Consider the following 15,053-nt stretch of genomic DNA (forward strand, 5'->3'; position numbering starts at 1 on the left):
CCGGCAGGTAAAGCAACGTAAGCCAAGCGTAAAAATGTGTAAAGAGCAAAACTGTGAAGCATTTTATCAGTAAGATCACACATACTTGATAACGGTTTATTTTTCTTTCCGCCCCGGATAAAAGGCACATGATATGGCAAATATACTGCTGGTCGATGATGATACAGAGCTGACTGGTCTGCTAAAAGATATCTTAAGTTTTGAAGGTTTTACCGTCACCGAAGCAAATACTGGAGAAGAAGGTCTGTTGGCTCTAACCGGAGACATTGATCTAATCCTGCTGGATGTGATGATGCCGAAAATGAACGGTATGGAAATGCTGAAAAAACTGCGGGAAGACTGGGAAACCCCCGTACTGATGCTGACGGCAAAAGGGGAGGAAATTGACCGGGTTATCGGACTGGAGCTGGGTGCAGACGATTATCTGCCCAAGCCGTTCAGTGACCGGGAATTGCTGGCCCGGATCCGGGCTATTTTGCGCCGAACCAGTAATGGCAACAGCAGTAAAAACGGGGATCACCTGCGTTATATGGATATTCAGGTTTATCCGGGAAAACAGGAAGCCTACTGCGGGAATTCTCTACTGGATCTGACTACCACAGAATTTGCTCTTTTGGCACATTTTGTACAGCACCCCGGAGAAAACATAAGTAAAGAGAATCTCAGTCTAGACGTATTAGGGAAACGGCTGGCTCCCTTTGACCGCGCCATCGATATGCATGTTTCCAACCTGCGTAAAAAACTGCCGGAACGGACAGACGGCAAGCCACGCATTAAAACGCTCCGGGGACGGGGCTACCTGCTGGTTGAGGAACAATAAATGCGTCTGCCGAAAATCTCGAATCTGTATGGTCGTATTTTTGCGATTTTCTGGTTAACCATGCTGCTGATCTTACTGGCAGCATTATCTGTTTCCAACTTTGATCCCAGAGAAACCCATACGATTGATCGTCCGCGTATGGAAGATCTGTATCGGCTGGCAGAGTTCACAGAGAAACGCTTTGCCGACTACCCGTCAATCACTCAAGTTCTGGAAGAAATCGACCGCTGGCAACAAGGACGAGGCAGGAACGATGACCGGCCTCAACTCTATTTTACCGACCAGAACGGTAATCTTCTGGGAGAAAGTATGCTTCGCGGTAAACACAAAGCCATCCAGAACTTTATCACTCTGGTTGATGATACCAGCCACCCGAAACAGAAACTGTACGGCCAGTTAATGGTAGCGGGCCCCATTCCTCTGACGCTCGCCCAGCAGCCCGTCTATCTGTATATCGCTCATAAATGGCATCAGCCGCCTCCACTGTTGTTGCTGGTACTGGACCGGCCATTCCTGCTGTTGCTTATTGTCATGCTGATCAGTACGCCCCTGCTGCTCTGGCTGGCATGGGCTCTCAGTTTGCCCGCCCGGCGTCTGGAGCGAGCGGCATGCAGAGTCGCCAAAGGGGAGTTTGTGGAAGATCCCAGTCTGGAAAAAGGCAGCTCAGAATTTCGAGAGGCGGGAACCGCATTTAACCAGATGGTTATGGCCGTCAATCAGATGATTTCCGGACAGCAGCGTCTGCTGTCGGATATTTCTCATGAATTGCGATCACCGCTGACCCGCCTGAGAATGGCCAATGCACTGGCAACCCGTAAACAAGGTGAAAGTGCAGAACTGAGCCGCATTGATACCGAAGCAGAAAGACTGGAAAAGATGATCAGCGAACTGCTGGAACTGTCCAGAATGCAGATCAACAGCCACCACGTAAGGGAAGTGATGACAGCACGGGAGCTCTGGGAAGATATCGTCGAAGATGCGCGTTTTGAAGCAGAACAGGTGCACAAACAGCTGACAAATTCAGCCTTTCCCGACTGCCTGCTGAGCGGTAATCCAAGCCTGCTGATGAGTGCCGTGGAAAATATCATCCGCAATGCCATTCATTACAGCCACAGCCGGATTAATATTACCTTTGGCCTGCATGGTCAGGAATTGCTGATTTGTGTCGAAGATGATGGTGACGGAGTTCCGGACGCTGAGCTGGAAGATATCTTCCGCCCTTTTTACCGGGTTTCTGCGGCCAGAGACCGGCATTCCGGGGGGGCGGGACTGGGACTGGCGATCACCGAAAGTGCTGTCCGTCAGCACAGCGGTACAATAAAAGCGTCCCGAAGTCCGTTAGGCGGCCTACAGGTTCAGATCACACTGCCCCGGCAAAACCAAGCTGACGCCAGGCCTCAAAAGCAATAATGGCGACGGCATTGGATAGATTAAGACTGCGGCTGTCCGGCACCATAGGGATTCGGATCCTCTGTTCCATCGGCAGACTTTCGATAAACTCAGCCGGAAGCCCCCGGGTTTCCGGCCCGAACATCAGCACATCACCGTTCCGGAACCGGGCGTTCACATGATGTCCGGTGGTTTTTGTCGTACAGGCAAAAATACGAAATTCACCACCTCGCTCATGCTGCAGATACTGCATAAACGCATCCAGACTCCGGTGACGGTGCACGCGAGCCATATCATGATAATCCAGGCCGGCTCTTCTGACCTTTTTTTCTTCCAGATCAAATCCCAGTGGTTCAATCAGATGCAAATTTGCACCACAGTTCGCACACAGACGGATAATATTACCGGTATTGGGCGCAATTTCCGGTTCAAACAAGGCGATATCAAGCATAAGTACAGGTAACAAGAAACAACAATGGCGAGAGTATACAAGATACCCCCGCCAATGGTGAAAAGATGTTTTATCATCCGTCCTCAGCGGACATTAGTTCAGCTTATTATTTTTATCCTCATCCTTACGCTCGAACTCGCCTTCAAAAGTATTCCCTTCTCCGGAAGAAAAAGGATTATTCCGCGATGAATCCTGAGAAGAATGCGACTGAGAGCCAAACCCGCCTTGTGCATGAAAACCATTCCCCATGGTTTGCACGACAACTTTACTCATCAGATAACGGGCAAGCATCGCTCTCGGAGCCGGTAACAATACAATCATACCCATGGCATCAGTCATAAACCCCGGGGTAAGCAGTAACACACCGGATACCGCCAACATAACGCCTTCTAAAATCTGCTGAGCCGGCATCTCTCCATGGCGCAGACGATTCTGCACTGAAAGCAGGGTCTGGATCCCCTGACTTCTGACCAGAGATGCTCCGACAAAGGCCGTTAACAGTACCAGTCCTATCGTTGGCCACAAACCAAGCATATCGCCAACCTGAATAAACAGCCCAATCTCAATCACAGGCACACAGATAAACAAAATCAGTAAAATCGGAAACACGCATCCTCCTTTGTTGTTTTCCCAGTGTACGTGTAATCCCGGATTTGTTAAATCCGCTTTGGTGTAAATTTGTGTCAACGCACGCCATTTACGCTATGCTAAAGCCTGTTTCTCATTCAGGCTGAACTCTCTGTTCCGGGTAAAATTTAAACTATGCGCCGTTTCATCTACATACTGCTGCTCACACTGCTTTCGGTCTCGCTTCCGGCTCACGCCTTGTTCGACAATAAAAGTCAGGCATTCGGCAATAACAATTCTGAATTTGTCACTGTCGAACAAGCTTTTCCTTTGATTGTCGAACAGATAGATCATCAGGTGTATATCAGTTGGGATGTCCGGCCCGGCTACTATCTGTATCAGGATAAAATTACCATTTCGGCTGAAAACGCTCATCTGGGTATAATCGATATGCAAAATGGTACTCCCTATCTGGATGATTTTTTTGGTGAAGTAACCATCTATACCGAACCGCTTCATCTTCGGATCCCCCTGCTGTCAGCCGATACCGGCGCACAGCTGATTATTCAGTATCAGGGTTGTGCCAAAGCCGGGTTCTGTTATCCGCCGGAAACCCGCACCTTCCCGCTGACACAAGTTTCAGCCACAACACAGGAAGCACAAAACATCAGCGGAACAACCGCGGAGAGCCGGAGAAATATCCCTGCAGAACAGTTATCTCTGGCAGAGAAACTACAACAGAGTGCCTGGACCCCCATGCTGTTCCTGCTTCTTGGTGCTGGTCTGGCCTTTACACCATGTGTGTTTCCCATGTACCCAATCCTGACCGGTATCGTACTGGGTGGAGGTAAACGCAGTACCGGCCGGGCATTCAGTTTGTCTTTTGCCTATGTGCAGGGCATGGCACTGACTTATACCCTGCTTGGACTAGTCGTCGCTTCAGCCGGCCTGCAGTTTCAGGCAACATTGCAGCATCCCTATGTTCTGACCGGGCTAAGCCTGATGTTTATTTTACTCGCCCTGTCAATGTTTGGTCTGTTCACCCTCCAGTTACCCGCAGCGGTTCAGACCCGGCTCAATGCACTCAGTAATCGTCAGCATGGCGGTCAGCTCTCCGGCGTATTTCTGATGGGGGTTATTTCCGGACTGGTCTGCTCCCCCTGCACCACAGCACCACTATCCGGTGCACTATTATACGTTGCTCAGAGCGGAGATCTGTTAACGGGAGGCCTCGCTCTGTATGCTCTGGGACTGGGTATGGGGATTCCGCTGATTATGGTGGCCGTATTCGGTAACCAGCTACTGCCCAAAGCCGGGGAGTGGATGGACAGAATCAAGATACTGTTTGGTTTTATTCTGCTGGCAGCACCAATCTATCTGCTGGAACGCCTGCTTCCGGAAATAGTATCAACCACGCTCTGGTCTCTGCTGGGAATCACCCTGTTTGGCTGGCTTTATCATATCAAAAACACTCTCGAATTCGGCGGCTGGAAGCAAAGCCTGCTCGGTATTATTGCGGTTCTGGGTCTGCTGGGCTCTGGCATGCCCCTGTATCAAAGCTGGTTCGGTTCAACAGAAACGACAACAGAACACAGTCTCCGTTTTCAGCCGATCCGTAACGTTGAAGAGCTTGAACAGCAGTTGCTGTTGGCAAAAGCTGCCGGAAAGCCAGTGATGCTGGATTTCTATGCTGACTGGTGTGTCGCCTGTCTGGAGTTTGAAAAATATACGTTCCCGGCACCTGCAGTCAGAACTGCCCTAAATAATTATGTGCTGCTTCAGGCCGATGTTACCGGCAATACAGCCGAGGATACAGAACTGTTTGAGCGCCTCCGCGTAATGGGCCTGCCAACCATCGATTTCTGGGATCGTCACGGACAATACTATCCGGAAGCAAGGATTACCGGATATATGGAAGCAGAAGAATTCAGTTCTCATTTGACATATCTTGGATCTCAATAACAGCAATATGATACAGCCGAATATGTGATATTACTCACATCAACCCGATTGAGAGCCTTTATCATACATAAGTTTCCGGCTAACCCTATTCCCTGCACCATAAGGAAATCTATGCACTCTCTTATCAAAGAAATCCGCGCAATTGCCCAGACGGGCCTGCACTATGTGCAGGATCCTTTCGATAAAGAACGTTATGAACGTCTGGCAGCTATCAGCCATGAGCTGTACGCCATGTACAGTAAAGCGGATCTGAAAACCATCGAACATTTTTTCTTTCCTGAACGGGGATACGCCACCCCGAAAGTGGATCTGCGCTGTTGTATCATCAAAGATGGGAAGATCCTGCTGGTGAAAGAAAAATCAGACGGAAAATGGACCATGCCTGGCGGATGGGCCGATCAGAACGAAACTCCGCTGCAGGGGATCATCCGGGAGGTACAGGAAGAAGCAGGATATCAGATTAAAAACTGCCGTTTGTATGCCGTTCGGGATCGTGACAGCCATCCTTATACACCCAAATTTCCTGCCACAGTTTACAAACTGTTTTTTGTCGCCGAAGCGGATGAAGGGCATTTTGAAGAAAATACAGAAATTACCGAACTGGATTTTTTCCTGCCAGATCAACTACCGGAACTTTCCGAAGACCGGATCCTGACAGAAGACATCACTGCCGGTTTTGCTGCATTCGCCCTGCCGACCATCCCTGTCAGCGTAGATTAAATTTGCTCAGCGAACCTGCTCAGCAGGTTTGCTTTCTATCACAGAACATTTAGGCTCGACCCGGATAAACAGAGCCAGCAACCCCATCACGGCCATACCCCAGAAGATATTGGCTCCCCAGCGCTCGAACCCCCAGCCACTGATCGTGGTCATCAGTGCCATAAAGGCCCCCAGCGGGATAGCATTATACAACGCCTGCAGTGGTACCATCCGGCTCTGCGGTGCACTCTGAATATAGCGAATAGCCGCAATATGAGCGATGGCAAATGTCATCCCGTGCATCATCTGAATCAATGCAAGCCCCCACAGTTCCGTGGTTGCTGCAGTCAGTGTCCAGCGCAGCATGACCCCAACAGCCGAAGCCGTAAACATGGCCCGCATTCCCCATCCGGTAAACAGCCTTTTACTGACCGCGAAAACAGCGATTTCCGAGATCACTCCCAGACTCCACAGATAACCGATAATGTCTTCCGAATGTCCGGCCCCTTTCCAGTAAATAGAACTGAAACTGTAATAAGCGGCATGACTACCCTGGATCAGCGAAATAAGAAGCAAAAAACGAACGACCTCTTTATCACTCAGCAGTGAGAATAATTTGGGTCTGACTGCCGACTCTCCGCTATCGGATACAGGCACGGGAACAGGGTTACGCATCGTCAACAGCAGAGAAACGATTGTGCCCGCCAGTGCTGTCCAGACAATAGCCTGACTACCGAACTGAGCAATCAGAAAGCCAACCACACTGGAACCACAGATAAAGGCAATCGACCCCCACAAGCGGGTTCTTCCGTAATCCAGCATTTTCAGTTTAGAGTAATAGTTGGTCATTGCATCAGAAAGCGGAATAGCCGGACCACAACAGAGATTAAACAGCACCGTCGCCAACAGCATCAGCCAGAAATTCCCGCCGGTAGCAAAGTGGAAGGCGATAAACAGTACCGACCCCAGACTCAGCCAGCGCAATGCCGGGATCAGATGTTCAACCCGGTGCAGACGTGGCGTAAGAAGTAGGTTGGACACACAGCGGGTTGCAAAACTGACCCCGATTAACAACCCGATATTGGCAGCCGATACCCCCTGCCCCTCAAACCATAATCCCCAGAACGGGATATAAACCCCATAAGAGAAGAAAAAGCCGAGGAAATACTGAGAAATCCATGCATAAGGGGATGGTGACAGCATAAACAGGTCCTAATGGTAGAACAGACAGAAAACGGCATTATTATGCCCCTGTTTGAATGCTGAAAAAAGGGAATAAGTCGAGAATGATTTTTCCCCGTTATAGCAAACCGGGCCGATACAGCCGATCTGCACATTTTTGCTTACTTACTTTTTACGCACACAGGAAAAAGTGTTAACCCTGTTACAATCAAAACAGTTAATCATGGTGATTAGACCAGTAAATTGCTGCTATTTGCTGTGATTTATCTATAATCGTCAGTTAATTTGATAATTGATGAGATTCTTACTGGAATTTTGTCTTAAAGCTTCAGATAATAACTGTTATATATTTTTATAACCACGTTAAACGGAGATGACTTCAAGATGCCTGCAAAATTACGCATTCTGCTCTTAAATGGTCCAAATCTGAATCTGTTGGGTGTTCGTGAGCCGGGACATTACGGAGCTCAAACCCTGAGTCAGATTGTTGACGAGCTGGAAACTCTGGCAACTGAATCCGGCGTGGAGCTGACACATTTACAGTCAAACCGGGAATATGAGCTGATAGAAGCCATTCATCAGGCACATAACCATGTGGATTTCATCATTATCAACCCGGCCGCTTTTACCCATACCAGCGTTGCGATTCGTGATGCACTGCTGGGTGTCTCGATTCCTTTTATCGAAGTACACCTGTCCAATGTGCATGCACGCGAACCGTTCCGTCATCATTCCTATCTGTCCGATAAGGCTGTAGGCGTGATTTGTGGCTTAGGAGCACAAGGGTACCAATTTGCACTGACTGCAGCAATTAAGTATTTAACCAATGCCTGATTAATACGGTCATACATAACGAACGAGTAAGAACGAACTAATTTCACTCCCTTCTGTCTGAACGGGAATGACTCACGAAATAAAGAGAAAGACACTATGGATATCCGTAAAATTAAAAAGCTTATCGAATTAGTTGAAGAATCTGGTATCGCCGAGCTTGAAATCTCTGAAGGTGAAGAGTCGGTACGCATCAGCCGTGCTGGTAATATTGCCCCTCAAATGATGGCACCAATGCAATATGCAGCGGCTCCGGCTCCAGTGGCTGCTCCTGCCGCTCCAGTAGAATCCGCTCCAGCTGCACCTGCGGCTCCAGCCGAACCAACGGGTCACAAAGTCCTTTCTCCAATGGTCGGCACTTTCTACCGCTCACCAAGCCCGGAAGCGAAATCATTCATCGAAATAGGTCAGACAGTTAACGTTGGCGACACTCTGTGTATCGTTGAAGCAATGAAGATGATGAATCAGATTGAAGCAGATAAAGCAGGTATCGTCACTGCTATCCTTGTTGAAGATGGTCATCCGGTTGAATTCGATCAGCCTCTTGTTATCATCGAATAATAGGTATTGGTCATATGTTAGATAAATTAGTCATCGCGAACCGGGGTGAAATTGCCCTGCGTATTCTTCGCGCATGTAAAGAGTTAGGCATCAAAACCGTTGCCGTGCACTCGACTGCAGACCGGGATCTGAAACACGTACTGCTGGCAGATGAATCTATCTGTATCGGTCCTGCCCGTGGTATCGACAGCTACCTGAATATTCCCCGTATTATCTCTGCAGCAGAAGTGACTGGCGCAGTAGCCATCCACCCGGGATACGGTTTCCTGTCTGAGAATGCCGACTTTGCTGAACAGGTTGAGCGCAGCGGCTTTATTTTTGTCGGTCCGAAAGCAGAAACGATTCGTATGATGGGTGACAAAGTGTCTGCCATTACCGCGATGAAAAAAGCTGGTGTGCCTTGTGTACCGGGTTCTGACGGCCCGCTGAATGACGATTCTGAAGTCAACAAGGCCCATGCAAAACGTATCGGCTATCCGGTTATTATCAAAGCCTCTGGTGGCGGTGGCGGCCGGGGTATGCGTGTTGTCCGTAATGAGAAAGATCTGGTCGAAGCCATTGCAATGACCCGTGCGGAAGCGAAAGCGGCTTTCAACAACGACATGGTTTATATGGAAAAATTCCTGGAAAACCCTCGTCATGTAGAAGTTCAGATTATCGCGGACGGTCAAGGCGGAGCTATCCATCTGGGCGAACGTGACTGTTCTATGCAGCGTCGCCACCAAAAAGTGGTGGAAGAAGCTCCGGCTCCGGGCATTACTGAAGAGATGCGTAAATATATCGGTGAACGCTGTACCCGTGCTTGTATCGAAATCGGCTACCGTGGTGCCGGTACATTTGAATTCCTGTATGAAAACGGTGAATTCTACTTTATCGAGATGAACACCCGTATTCAGGTAGAGCATCCGGTAACTGAAATGGTCACCGGTGTGGATTTGATCAAAGAGCAGCTACGTGTTGCCGCCGGTCAGCCACTGTCGTTCACTCAGAACGATATCAAGATCCACGGTCATGCTATCGAATGTCGTATCAACGCCGAAGATCCTGAACGCTTCCTGCCTTGTCCGGGCAAAATCGAACGTTTCCATTCTCCGGGTGGCATGGGCGTACGCTGGGAATCACATATTTACACCGGCTATACCGTTCCACCGCATTATGATTCCATGATCGGCAAACTGATCACCTTCGGTGAAAACCGGGATGTCGCCATTGCGCGGATGAGAAATGCGCTGGCCGAAATGATTGTTGAAGGCATCAAAACCAATGTGCCTCTTCAACAGGACATCATGAATGACGAAAACTTCCAGCATGGTGGTGCCAATATCCATTATCTGGAGAAAAAGCTGGGATTGCAGTAAGTCATCCGTTTCAGTATTGAATACAAGGGCGGCGAGGCACATTATCTCCGCCCTTTTTTATTTTTTCTTGCCGGACATCTGCTAAACTCCCCCACACATTTAACCGTTCAAACCGAGAGTGTTCCCATGCCCTGGATTCAAATCAAACTCAATGCCACCGATACAAATGCAGAGTCAATCGGCGATATGCTGATGGAAGAGACCGGTGCACTGTCTGTAACCTTTCTGGATGCAAAAGATACCCCTGTATTTGAGCCCCTGCCGGGTGAAACCCGTCTGTGGGGAGAAACGGATGTCGTTGCTTTATACGACGCTGAAGTCGATACCGCATTGGTTCTGGAACAGATTAAAGCCTCCCGTCTGCTGGAAGAAGGTTTTGCCTTCAAGATCGAACAGCTGGAAGATAAAGACTGGGAACGCGAGTGGATGGAAAACTTCCACCCGATGCAGTTTGGCAAACGCTTGTGGATCTGCCCTAGCTGGCGTGAAATCCCCGAGCCTGACGCAGTAAACGTAATGCTGGACCCGGGTCTGGCCTTTGGTACAGGGACTCACCCGACAACCTCTCTGTGTCTGGAATGGCTGGAAGGCCTGGATCTGCAGGGTAAAACTGTGGTCGATTTCGGCTGTGGCTCTGGCATTCTTGCTATCGCAGCCATCAAACTGGGTGCCGAAAAAGTTATCGGTATCGATATCGATCCACAGGCAATTCTTGCTTCTACAGCGAATGCAGAACGTAATGGTGTCGCTGAACAACTGGAACTGTACCTACCTAAAGACCAGCCGGCCGATCTGCAGGCTGATGTCGTGGTTGCTAATATTCTGGCGGGCCCGCTACGCGATCTTTCTCCTGTGATCAAGGGGCTGATTAAACCAGAAGGCCTACTTGCTATGTCCGGCGTACTGGATACTCAGGCAGAAGATGTTGCCGGTTACTACCGTGACGAGCTGAACATCGAACCGATTGTTGAGATGCAGGAGTGGTGCCGGATTGCAGGACAAAAACGAGCATAACAAGCTTGCTTTTATAAATTAAAAGGCTAATTGACTGAAAAACATGCAATTTAAAAAACAAATTGTAAAATGCTCAAAAATTAGTCTTTTCACGCACCGAAAAAATGCGTAAAATGCGCGCCCTTACTGGTACAGAACGATGATGCTGTTTTGAAAATCGGAAACTATCAACTTAAGAACAATCTGATTGTTGCCCCTATGGCAGGTGTCACCGATCGACCTTTTCGTGAGTTGTGTCTCCGGTATGGCGCAGGTATGGCTGTCAGTGAAATGATGTCCTCCAACCCGCGTCTGTGGAAAACATCAAAATCGAAACAGCGCATGGTACACGAGGGCGAATCCGGTATTCGCTCGGTACAGATTGCAGGCGCAGATCCTCAGCTTATGGCTGAAGCTGCACGGCACAGTGTTGAGAACGGTGCGCAAATCATTGATATCAACATGGGGTGCCCAGCCAAAAAGGTGAATAAGAAACTGGCAGGCTCAGCCCTGCTTCAATACCCAGAAATCATCAAACAGATTCTGACCGCGGTAGTTGAGGCAGTGGAGGTTCCTGTTACTCTGAAAACCCGTACCGGCTGGAACACAGACAATAAGAACTGTGTTTCCATTGCACAAATGGCCGAAGACTGCGGCATACAGGCACTGGCTCTGCACGGTCGCACCAGAACCTGTATGTACAAAGGCGAGGCAGAATACGACAGCATTAAAGCCGTCAAAGCCGCAATTTCCATCCCTGTCATTGCCAACGGCGATATCGACAGCCCGGAAAAAGCGCGCTATGTACTGGATTATACCGGTGCGGATGCTTTAATGATTGGACGCCCTGCTCAGGGGCGACCATGGATTTTCCAGGAAATCCGTCACTATTTGGAAAACGGCACCAAAATGCCCGAGCTTTCCTCCGGGGAAGTAAAAGGTATTTTGCTTGGCCATGTTCAGGAACTTCACCAGTTTTATGGAGAGTATCTGGGCCCCCGCATAGCCCGTAAGCATGTGGGCTGGTATCTGAAAGAGCATGGGCAGGCAAAAGAATTCAGCCGTACCTTCAACGCTATCGATGCGGCTAACGACCAACTCGATGCGCTGCAGGGTTATTTTGAAAATGTTTCATAATTACGAGAAGAGCTAGACAGAATATGTTCGAACAAAACCTGACTTCCGAACCACTAACAGTAACTACGGTAACGTCTCAAGATCAAATCACCCAGAAGCCACTACGTGACTCCGTAAAAGCTTCTCTGAAAAACTATCTTGCTCAGTTAAACGGTCAGGACGTCAATGACCTGTACGAACTAGTATTGGCTGAAGTTGAGCAACCACTACTAGACACCATCATGCAATACACCCGCGGTAACCAAACACGCGCAGCCACTATGATGGGTATCAACCGTGGTACTCTGCGTAAGAAGCTGAAGAAATACGGCATGAACTAAAACAAAGTTTATAACCTATTGATTTTAAAAGACCAAACCTTAGATGGTTAGGTCTTTTTTATTTTTGAACCCACAATAAAACCCACGCATGAAAAATCACCTCTAAACCTAAAACGAATTGAGGCGTTAATAAATAGCGATTGGTTCTATTATCCTTATAAAGCTAAGGGCGCATTCAGCGCCCTTGTTTGAGATGGTCTGTTCTGCTTATTTGTACTGGTGAAATTTCTGTGCCAGATATGGATCCCACATGGCAGCGGTAGCACTCATGACCAAATCTGCGCCCATAGCAAGCCTGCGGTGCAGATCTCCGGCGTTCATCATGCCGCCTACTGAGCAAATCACAAATTCGTCTTTCCACTTCGTGCGCAGAGCAATAAGATTGTTTGTGACTTCTTCAGCCAGATCACCAATGGCAAACCCACAAGTACCGCTCGAAAGTCGCCCCTCTCCTGGCAGGGCTGCTTTGCCATCAGGAGTCATCACCTTACGTGGAATAGTATTGATGGCAGCAAAACCATCAACAAACGGTCGGTTCGCCTCGATAACCTTTTCCAGTTGTTCTGCAGGCATCCAGCCAAGCTTGATCATTAGCGGAGTATCACCAATGGATTCCCGGATCTTTTTAGAGACCAGCGCGGAGTTTTCCGGATCGGAGAACAGAGCCCCTTCTTTACTTCCTCCCAGATTAGGGCAGGAGTAGTTCACTTCAATCACTTTTGCTCCGGCCTCTTTGGCCATTGCCGCAACATAACCATAATCCTCAATCAGATTACGCTCTGTCAGACCCGGCGTACCATTGACGGAGACTATCATCAACTGACCCTTCCCCATCTTACGGTTGCCCGCTTCGATATCTTTCATCCATACAGATGGAGCCAGCGAGGGAACACCAAAAGAATTGGTGATAGTGATCCGCTCATCCTGTGACGGTCGCGTGCCTGGATGGATTTCAGTATTAATATCACTGTGACTAAACTGCTTGTTCGTATCCAGGAAAATACAGTTTGGTGCCGGGTGACAAGCACGCTCAACACTTCTTACGGTTTTGTATACCGGAAGATCAAAGCCAAGCTGCGCATAAATATCACACCAATGACTATTCAACAAAGGCCCAGCCGGTACGCCAAGGCGAGAGTTAACTTCAAAGCCAAACACCTTGTGAGTCGGCTTGATCGCAGGTCGGGATGGGATCTCGGCATCAAAGAATGGACCGTTTTGGTAATTATCCTCATAGGTTTTGAGAATGTCATAAAGTTCAAACTGGGTTGGTATTGCCATCAGAAGCCTCTTACTGAGTTGTACCAATATAAAATTGCGCAAATTCTAACGTTTGTCGGCGCTATTGAACACCGGTATTATTACTGTAGCTCTAAGACAACATGACAAAATACCCTGATTTACCCGGAAAAATTTGCCACCTGAGCATCGGTTCGAATTCATTTCCGTAGGAAAACGTGTCCGTGCAAAAATCACTGACAGAAATGATATAGCAGAACGCTTACTTTACTCATAGGATTTAACGACATTCCGTCCTGAATTCTTCGCCAGATATAATGCCTTATCAGCATTATCCAAAAGTTCCCCAAAGGACGTTTGTTCGGTTAATGTGGCAAGTCCGACACTCACCGTTAACAGCACACTTTTCCTGTCTATATCCAGTGGTGTTGAACTAAGAGCGTTCCGTATACGCTCTCCTAATTCCATGCCTTTTTCCTGAGAGACTCCCGACAGAACAACAGCAAATTCTTCACCACCAATGCGCCCAAAGACATCCGTTCCCCGAACATTTTTCTGACAAATCTGTGTAAAGTGTTTTAATGCAGCATCACCCACTGCATGACCATAAGTATCGTTCACAGACTTAAAGTGATCCAAATCGAAGACCAGTACTGACATCGGCTGTTTTTGCAGTACCTGTATCTGAAACTCTTTCTTTCCCAGTTCCATGAAATACCGCCGATTGGCTGAATTCGTTAATGAATCAGTCGTTGCTGCAGTGAATAGCTTTTCCTGATACAGGGCAATATCACGAAAATCTTTATTCAGTAACAGCCGGGCTAATACAACCGTGATCACCAGAAAAGCAAACATAATGATGATCATATAAGGAGCGATCTGACTTGTTATACGAGGAGTATACCAATAAAGATAACCGACAGATTTCCCTGCTGACGTAACGCCGTACAATGCCATTGAGTCATCATATTTTCCCCCGGAATCTAAAGATAAATCCGGCAATCGGTATCGCTCAGACAAAGTAGAGAGATAATACCCGTTGAGCTCCTTTGCCAGAATCAGATAAGAACCATCTACAATATCACCGGTTTCTTCATCCCTGAATGGTTCTGCAGACACAAGAAATATGTTTCCCTCAAATTCAGAAAAAAACGGTTGCTTCTGTTCGGTCAGATCTCCTTGCTGAATCACGGTAAGCATTTCAAGCACAGAAGAGGATAAAACTGCTTGAGGAAAAATATCGTTATCATGACGCTTTGCCAATACCTCAACCCGCATATCACTTTTAATCACAGCGACATAGCTTAGATTATAAGTAGGTAATAAATAATCTTGATAGGTATCTTTTATCCAGGATTGATCATGCCTTACCAAAGTATAATCATAAGCATCGTTCCAGAATGAGTACTCCACGTTGAGCTTCTGTAACTGGTCTTTCTCAATCGCAAAAGCAATATCTATACGACTGTGCACATCATCAATGGATTTATCATCCAACACAGTCAGAAAATAGACAATTAAACCAGCAATCAACACGATCATCG

15 protein-coding genes are annotated in these 15,053 nt (G+C 48.0%); 10 read left to right on the top strand and 5 right to left on the bottom strand.

Features of this window, described 5'->3' with window-relative positions:
- Positions 1 to 133: 133 nt before the first annotated feature.
- Positions 134 to 820, top strand: a complete 687-nt coding sequence (locus CSW98_RS13815) for a response regulator (RefSeq protein ID WP_100801060.1) — start codon at positions 134 to 136, stop codon at positions 818 to 820.
- Positions 821 to 2,230 (top strand): envelope stress sensor histidine kinase CpxA, encoded by a 1,410-nt coding sequence (gene cpxA, locus CSW98_RS13820; protein WP_100801061.1) that lies wholly within the window; start codon positions 821 to 823, stop codon positions 2,228 to 2,230.
- On the opposite strand, the gene trmL is transcribed toward cpxA, so the two are convergent.
- Together trmL and CSW98_RS13830 are read right to left on the bottom strand one after the other, a co-directional pair.
- Positions 2,181 to 2,660, bottom strand: a complete 480-nt coding sequence (gene trmL, locus CSW98_RS13825; RefSeq protein WP_100801062.1) for a tRNA (uridine(34)/cytosine(34)/5-carboxymethylaminomethyluridine(34)-2'-O)-methyltransferase TrmL — start codon at positions 2,658 to 2,660, stop codon at positions 2,181 to 2,183. The genes cpxA and trmL overlap by 50 nt on opposite strands.
- Positions 2,661 to 2,753: 93 nt before the next feature.
- On the bottom strand, positions 2,754 to 3,269 hold the full coding sequence (locus CSW98_RS13830; protein ID WP_100801063.1) for an FxsA family protein: 516 nt from the start codon (positions 3,267 to 3,269) through the stop codon (positions 2,754 to 2,756).
- Between the two features lie 153 nt (positions 3,270 to 3,422).
- Here CSW98_RS13830 and CSW98_RS13835 point away from each other — a divergent pair, with 153 nt between their 5' ends.
- Both CSW98_RS13835 and CSW98_RS13840 read left to right on the top strand, forming a co-directional pair.
- Positions 3,423 to 5,189: a protein-disulfide reductase DsbD gene (locus CSW98_RS13835; RefSeq protein WP_100801064.1), complete on the top strand. Its 1,767-nt coding sequence runs from the start codon at positions 3,423 to 3,425 to the stop codon at positions 5,187 to 5,189.
- A 111-nt stretch (positions 5,190 to 5,300) separates the two neighbouring features.
- Positions 5,301 to 5,909, top strand: coding sequence for an NUDIX hydrolase (locus CSW98_RS13840; RefSeq protein ID WP_100801065.1), 609 nt, complete (start codon positions 5,301 to 5,303; stop codon positions 5,907 to 5,909).
- A 6-nt stretch (positions 5,910 to 5,915) separates the two neighbouring features.
- Here the strand turns inward: CSW98_RS13840 and CSW98_RS13845 are convergent, their stop codons facing one another.
- Positions 5,916 to 7,091 carry a 3-phenylpropionate MFS transporter gene (locus tag CSW98_RS13845; RefSeq protein ID WP_100801066.1) on the bottom strand — a complete coding sequence of 392 codons (1,176 nt, stop codon included), beginning with the start codon at positions 7,089 to 7,091 and terminating at the stop codon, positions 5,916 to 5,918.
- Positions 7,092 to 7,454: 363 nt separating this feature from the next.
- Here CSW98_RS13845 and aroQ point away from each other — a divergent pair, with 363 nt between their 5' ends.
- The 6 genes from aroQ to fis all read left to right on the top strand — a co-directional run bounded on the left by aroQ (position 7,455) and on the right by fis (position 12,270).
- Complete coding sequence (gene aroQ / locus CSW98_RS13850; protein ID WP_100801067.1) at positions 7,455 to 7,904, top strand: type II 3-dehydroquinate dehydratase; 450 nt, start codon at positions 7,455 to 7,457, stop codon at positions 7,902 to 7,904.
- 96 nt (positions 7,905 to 8,000) lie between these two features.
- The gene (accB, locus tag CSW98_RS13855) at positions 8,001 to 8,462 is read left to right on the top strand and encodes an acetyl-CoA carboxylase biotin carboxyl carrier protein (protein WP_100801068.1); all 462 of its coding nucleotides are present in this window, start codon (positions 8,001 to 8,003) and stop codon (positions 8,460 to 8,462) included.
- 14 nt (positions 8,463 to 8,476) lie between these two features.
- A complete protein-coding gene (gene accC / locus CSW98_RS13860) occupies positions 8,477 to 9,820 on the top strand; it encodes an acetyl-CoA carboxylase biotin carboxylase subunit (RefSeq protein ID WP_100801069.1) in 1,344 nt (447 codons plus the stop codon).
- 126 nt (positions 9,821 to 9,946) lie between these two features.
- Positions 9,947 to 10,834 (top strand): 50S ribosomal protein L11 methyltransferase, encoded by an 888-nt coding sequence (gene prmA / locus CSW98_RS13865; protein WP_100801070.1) that lies wholly within the window; start codon positions 9,947 to 9,949, stop codon positions 10,832 to 10,834.
- Between the two features lie 150 nt (positions 10,835 to 10,984).
- Positions 10,985 to 11,950: a tRNA dihydrouridine synthase DusB gene (gene dusB, locus CSW98_RS13870; RefSeq protein ID WP_100801071.1), complete on the top strand. Its 966-nt coding sequence runs from the start codon at positions 10,985 to 10,987 to the stop codon at positions 11,948 to 11,950.
- 23 nt (positions 11,951 to 11,973) lie between these two features.
- Complete coding sequence (gene fis / locus CSW98_RS13875; RefSeq protein WP_100801072.1) at positions 11,974 to 12,270, top strand: DNA-binding transcriptional regulator Fis; 297 nt, start codon at positions 11,974 to 11,976, stop codon at positions 12,268 to 12,270.
- Positions 12,271 to 12,477: 207 nt separating this feature from the next.
- Here the strand turns inward: fis and CSW98_RS13880 are convergent, their stop codons facing one another.
- Both CSW98_RS13880 and CSW98_RS13885 read right to left on the bottom strand, forming a co-directional pair.
- Positions 12,478 to 13,551 (bottom strand): beta/alpha barrel domain-containing protein, encoded by a 1,074-nt coding sequence (locus CSW98_RS13880; RefSeq protein ID WP_100801073.1) that lies wholly within the window; start codon positions 13,549 to 13,551, stop codon positions 12,478 to 12,480.
- A 225-nt stretch (positions 13,552 to 13,776) separates the two neighbouring features.
- Positions 13,777 to 15,051, bottom strand: a complete 1,275-nt coding sequence (locus CSW98_RS13885) for a sensor domain-containing diguanylate cyclase (RefSeq protein WP_157810390.1) — start codon at positions 15,049 to 15,051, stop codon at positions 13,777 to 13,779.
- Between the last annotated feature and the right edge of the window lie 2 nt (positions 15,052 to 15,053).

The sequence above is a fragment of the Vibrio sp. HA2012 genome, from assembly GCF_002812955.1.
Lineage (GTDB): Bacteria > Pseudomonadota > Gammaproteobacteria > Enterobacterales > Vibrionaceae > Vibrio.

Coding starts and splice junctions, on each gene's coding strand:
- CSW98_RS13815 (WP_100801060.1), top strand. CDS start 134: ATGGCAAATATACTGCTGGTCGATGATGATACAGAGCTGACTGGTCTG.
- cpxA (WP_100801061.1), top strand. CDS start 821: ATGCGTCTGCCGAAAATCTCGAATCTGTATGGTCGTATTTTTGCGATT.
- trmL (WP_100801062.1), bottom strand. CDS start 2,660: ATGCTTGATATCGCCTTGTTTGAACCGGAAATTGCGCCCAATACCGGT.
- CSW98_RS13835 (WP_100801064.1), top strand. CDS start 3,423: ATGCGCCGTTTCATCTACATACTGCTGCTCACACTGCTTTCGGTCTCG.
- CSW98_RS13840 (WP_100801065.1), top strand. CDS start 5,301: ATGCACTCTCTTATCAAAGAAATCCGCGCAATTGCCCAGACGGGCCTG.
- CSW98_RS13845 (WP_100801066.1), bottom strand. CDS start 7,091: ATGCTGTCACCATCCCCTTATGCATGGATTTCTCAGTATTTCCTCGGC.
- aroQ (WP_100801067.1), top strand. CDS start 7,455: ATGCCTGCAAAATTACGCATTCTGCTCTTAAATGGTCCAAATCTGAAT.
- accB (WP_100801068.1), top strand. CDS start 8,001: ATGGATATCCGTAAAATTAAAAAGCTTATCGAATTAGTTGAAGAATCT.
- accC (WP_100801069.1), top strand. CDS start 8,477: ATGTTAGATAAATTAGTCATCGCGAACCGGGGTGAAATTGCCCTGCGT.
- prmA (WP_100801070.1), top strand. CDS start 9,947: ATGCCCTGGATTCAAATCAAACTCAATGCCACCGATACAAATGCAGAG.
- fis (WP_100801072.1), top strand. CDS start 11,974: ATGTTCGAACAAAACCTGACTTCCGAACCACTAACAGTAACTACGGTA.
- CSW98_RS13880 (WP_100801073.1), bottom strand. CDS start 13,551: ATGGCAATACCAACCCAGTTTGAACTTTATGACATTCTCAAAACCTAT.
- CSW98_RS13885 (WP_157810390.1), bottom strand. CDS start 15,051: ATGATCGTGTTGATTGCTGGTTTAATTGTCTATTTTCTGACTGTGTTG.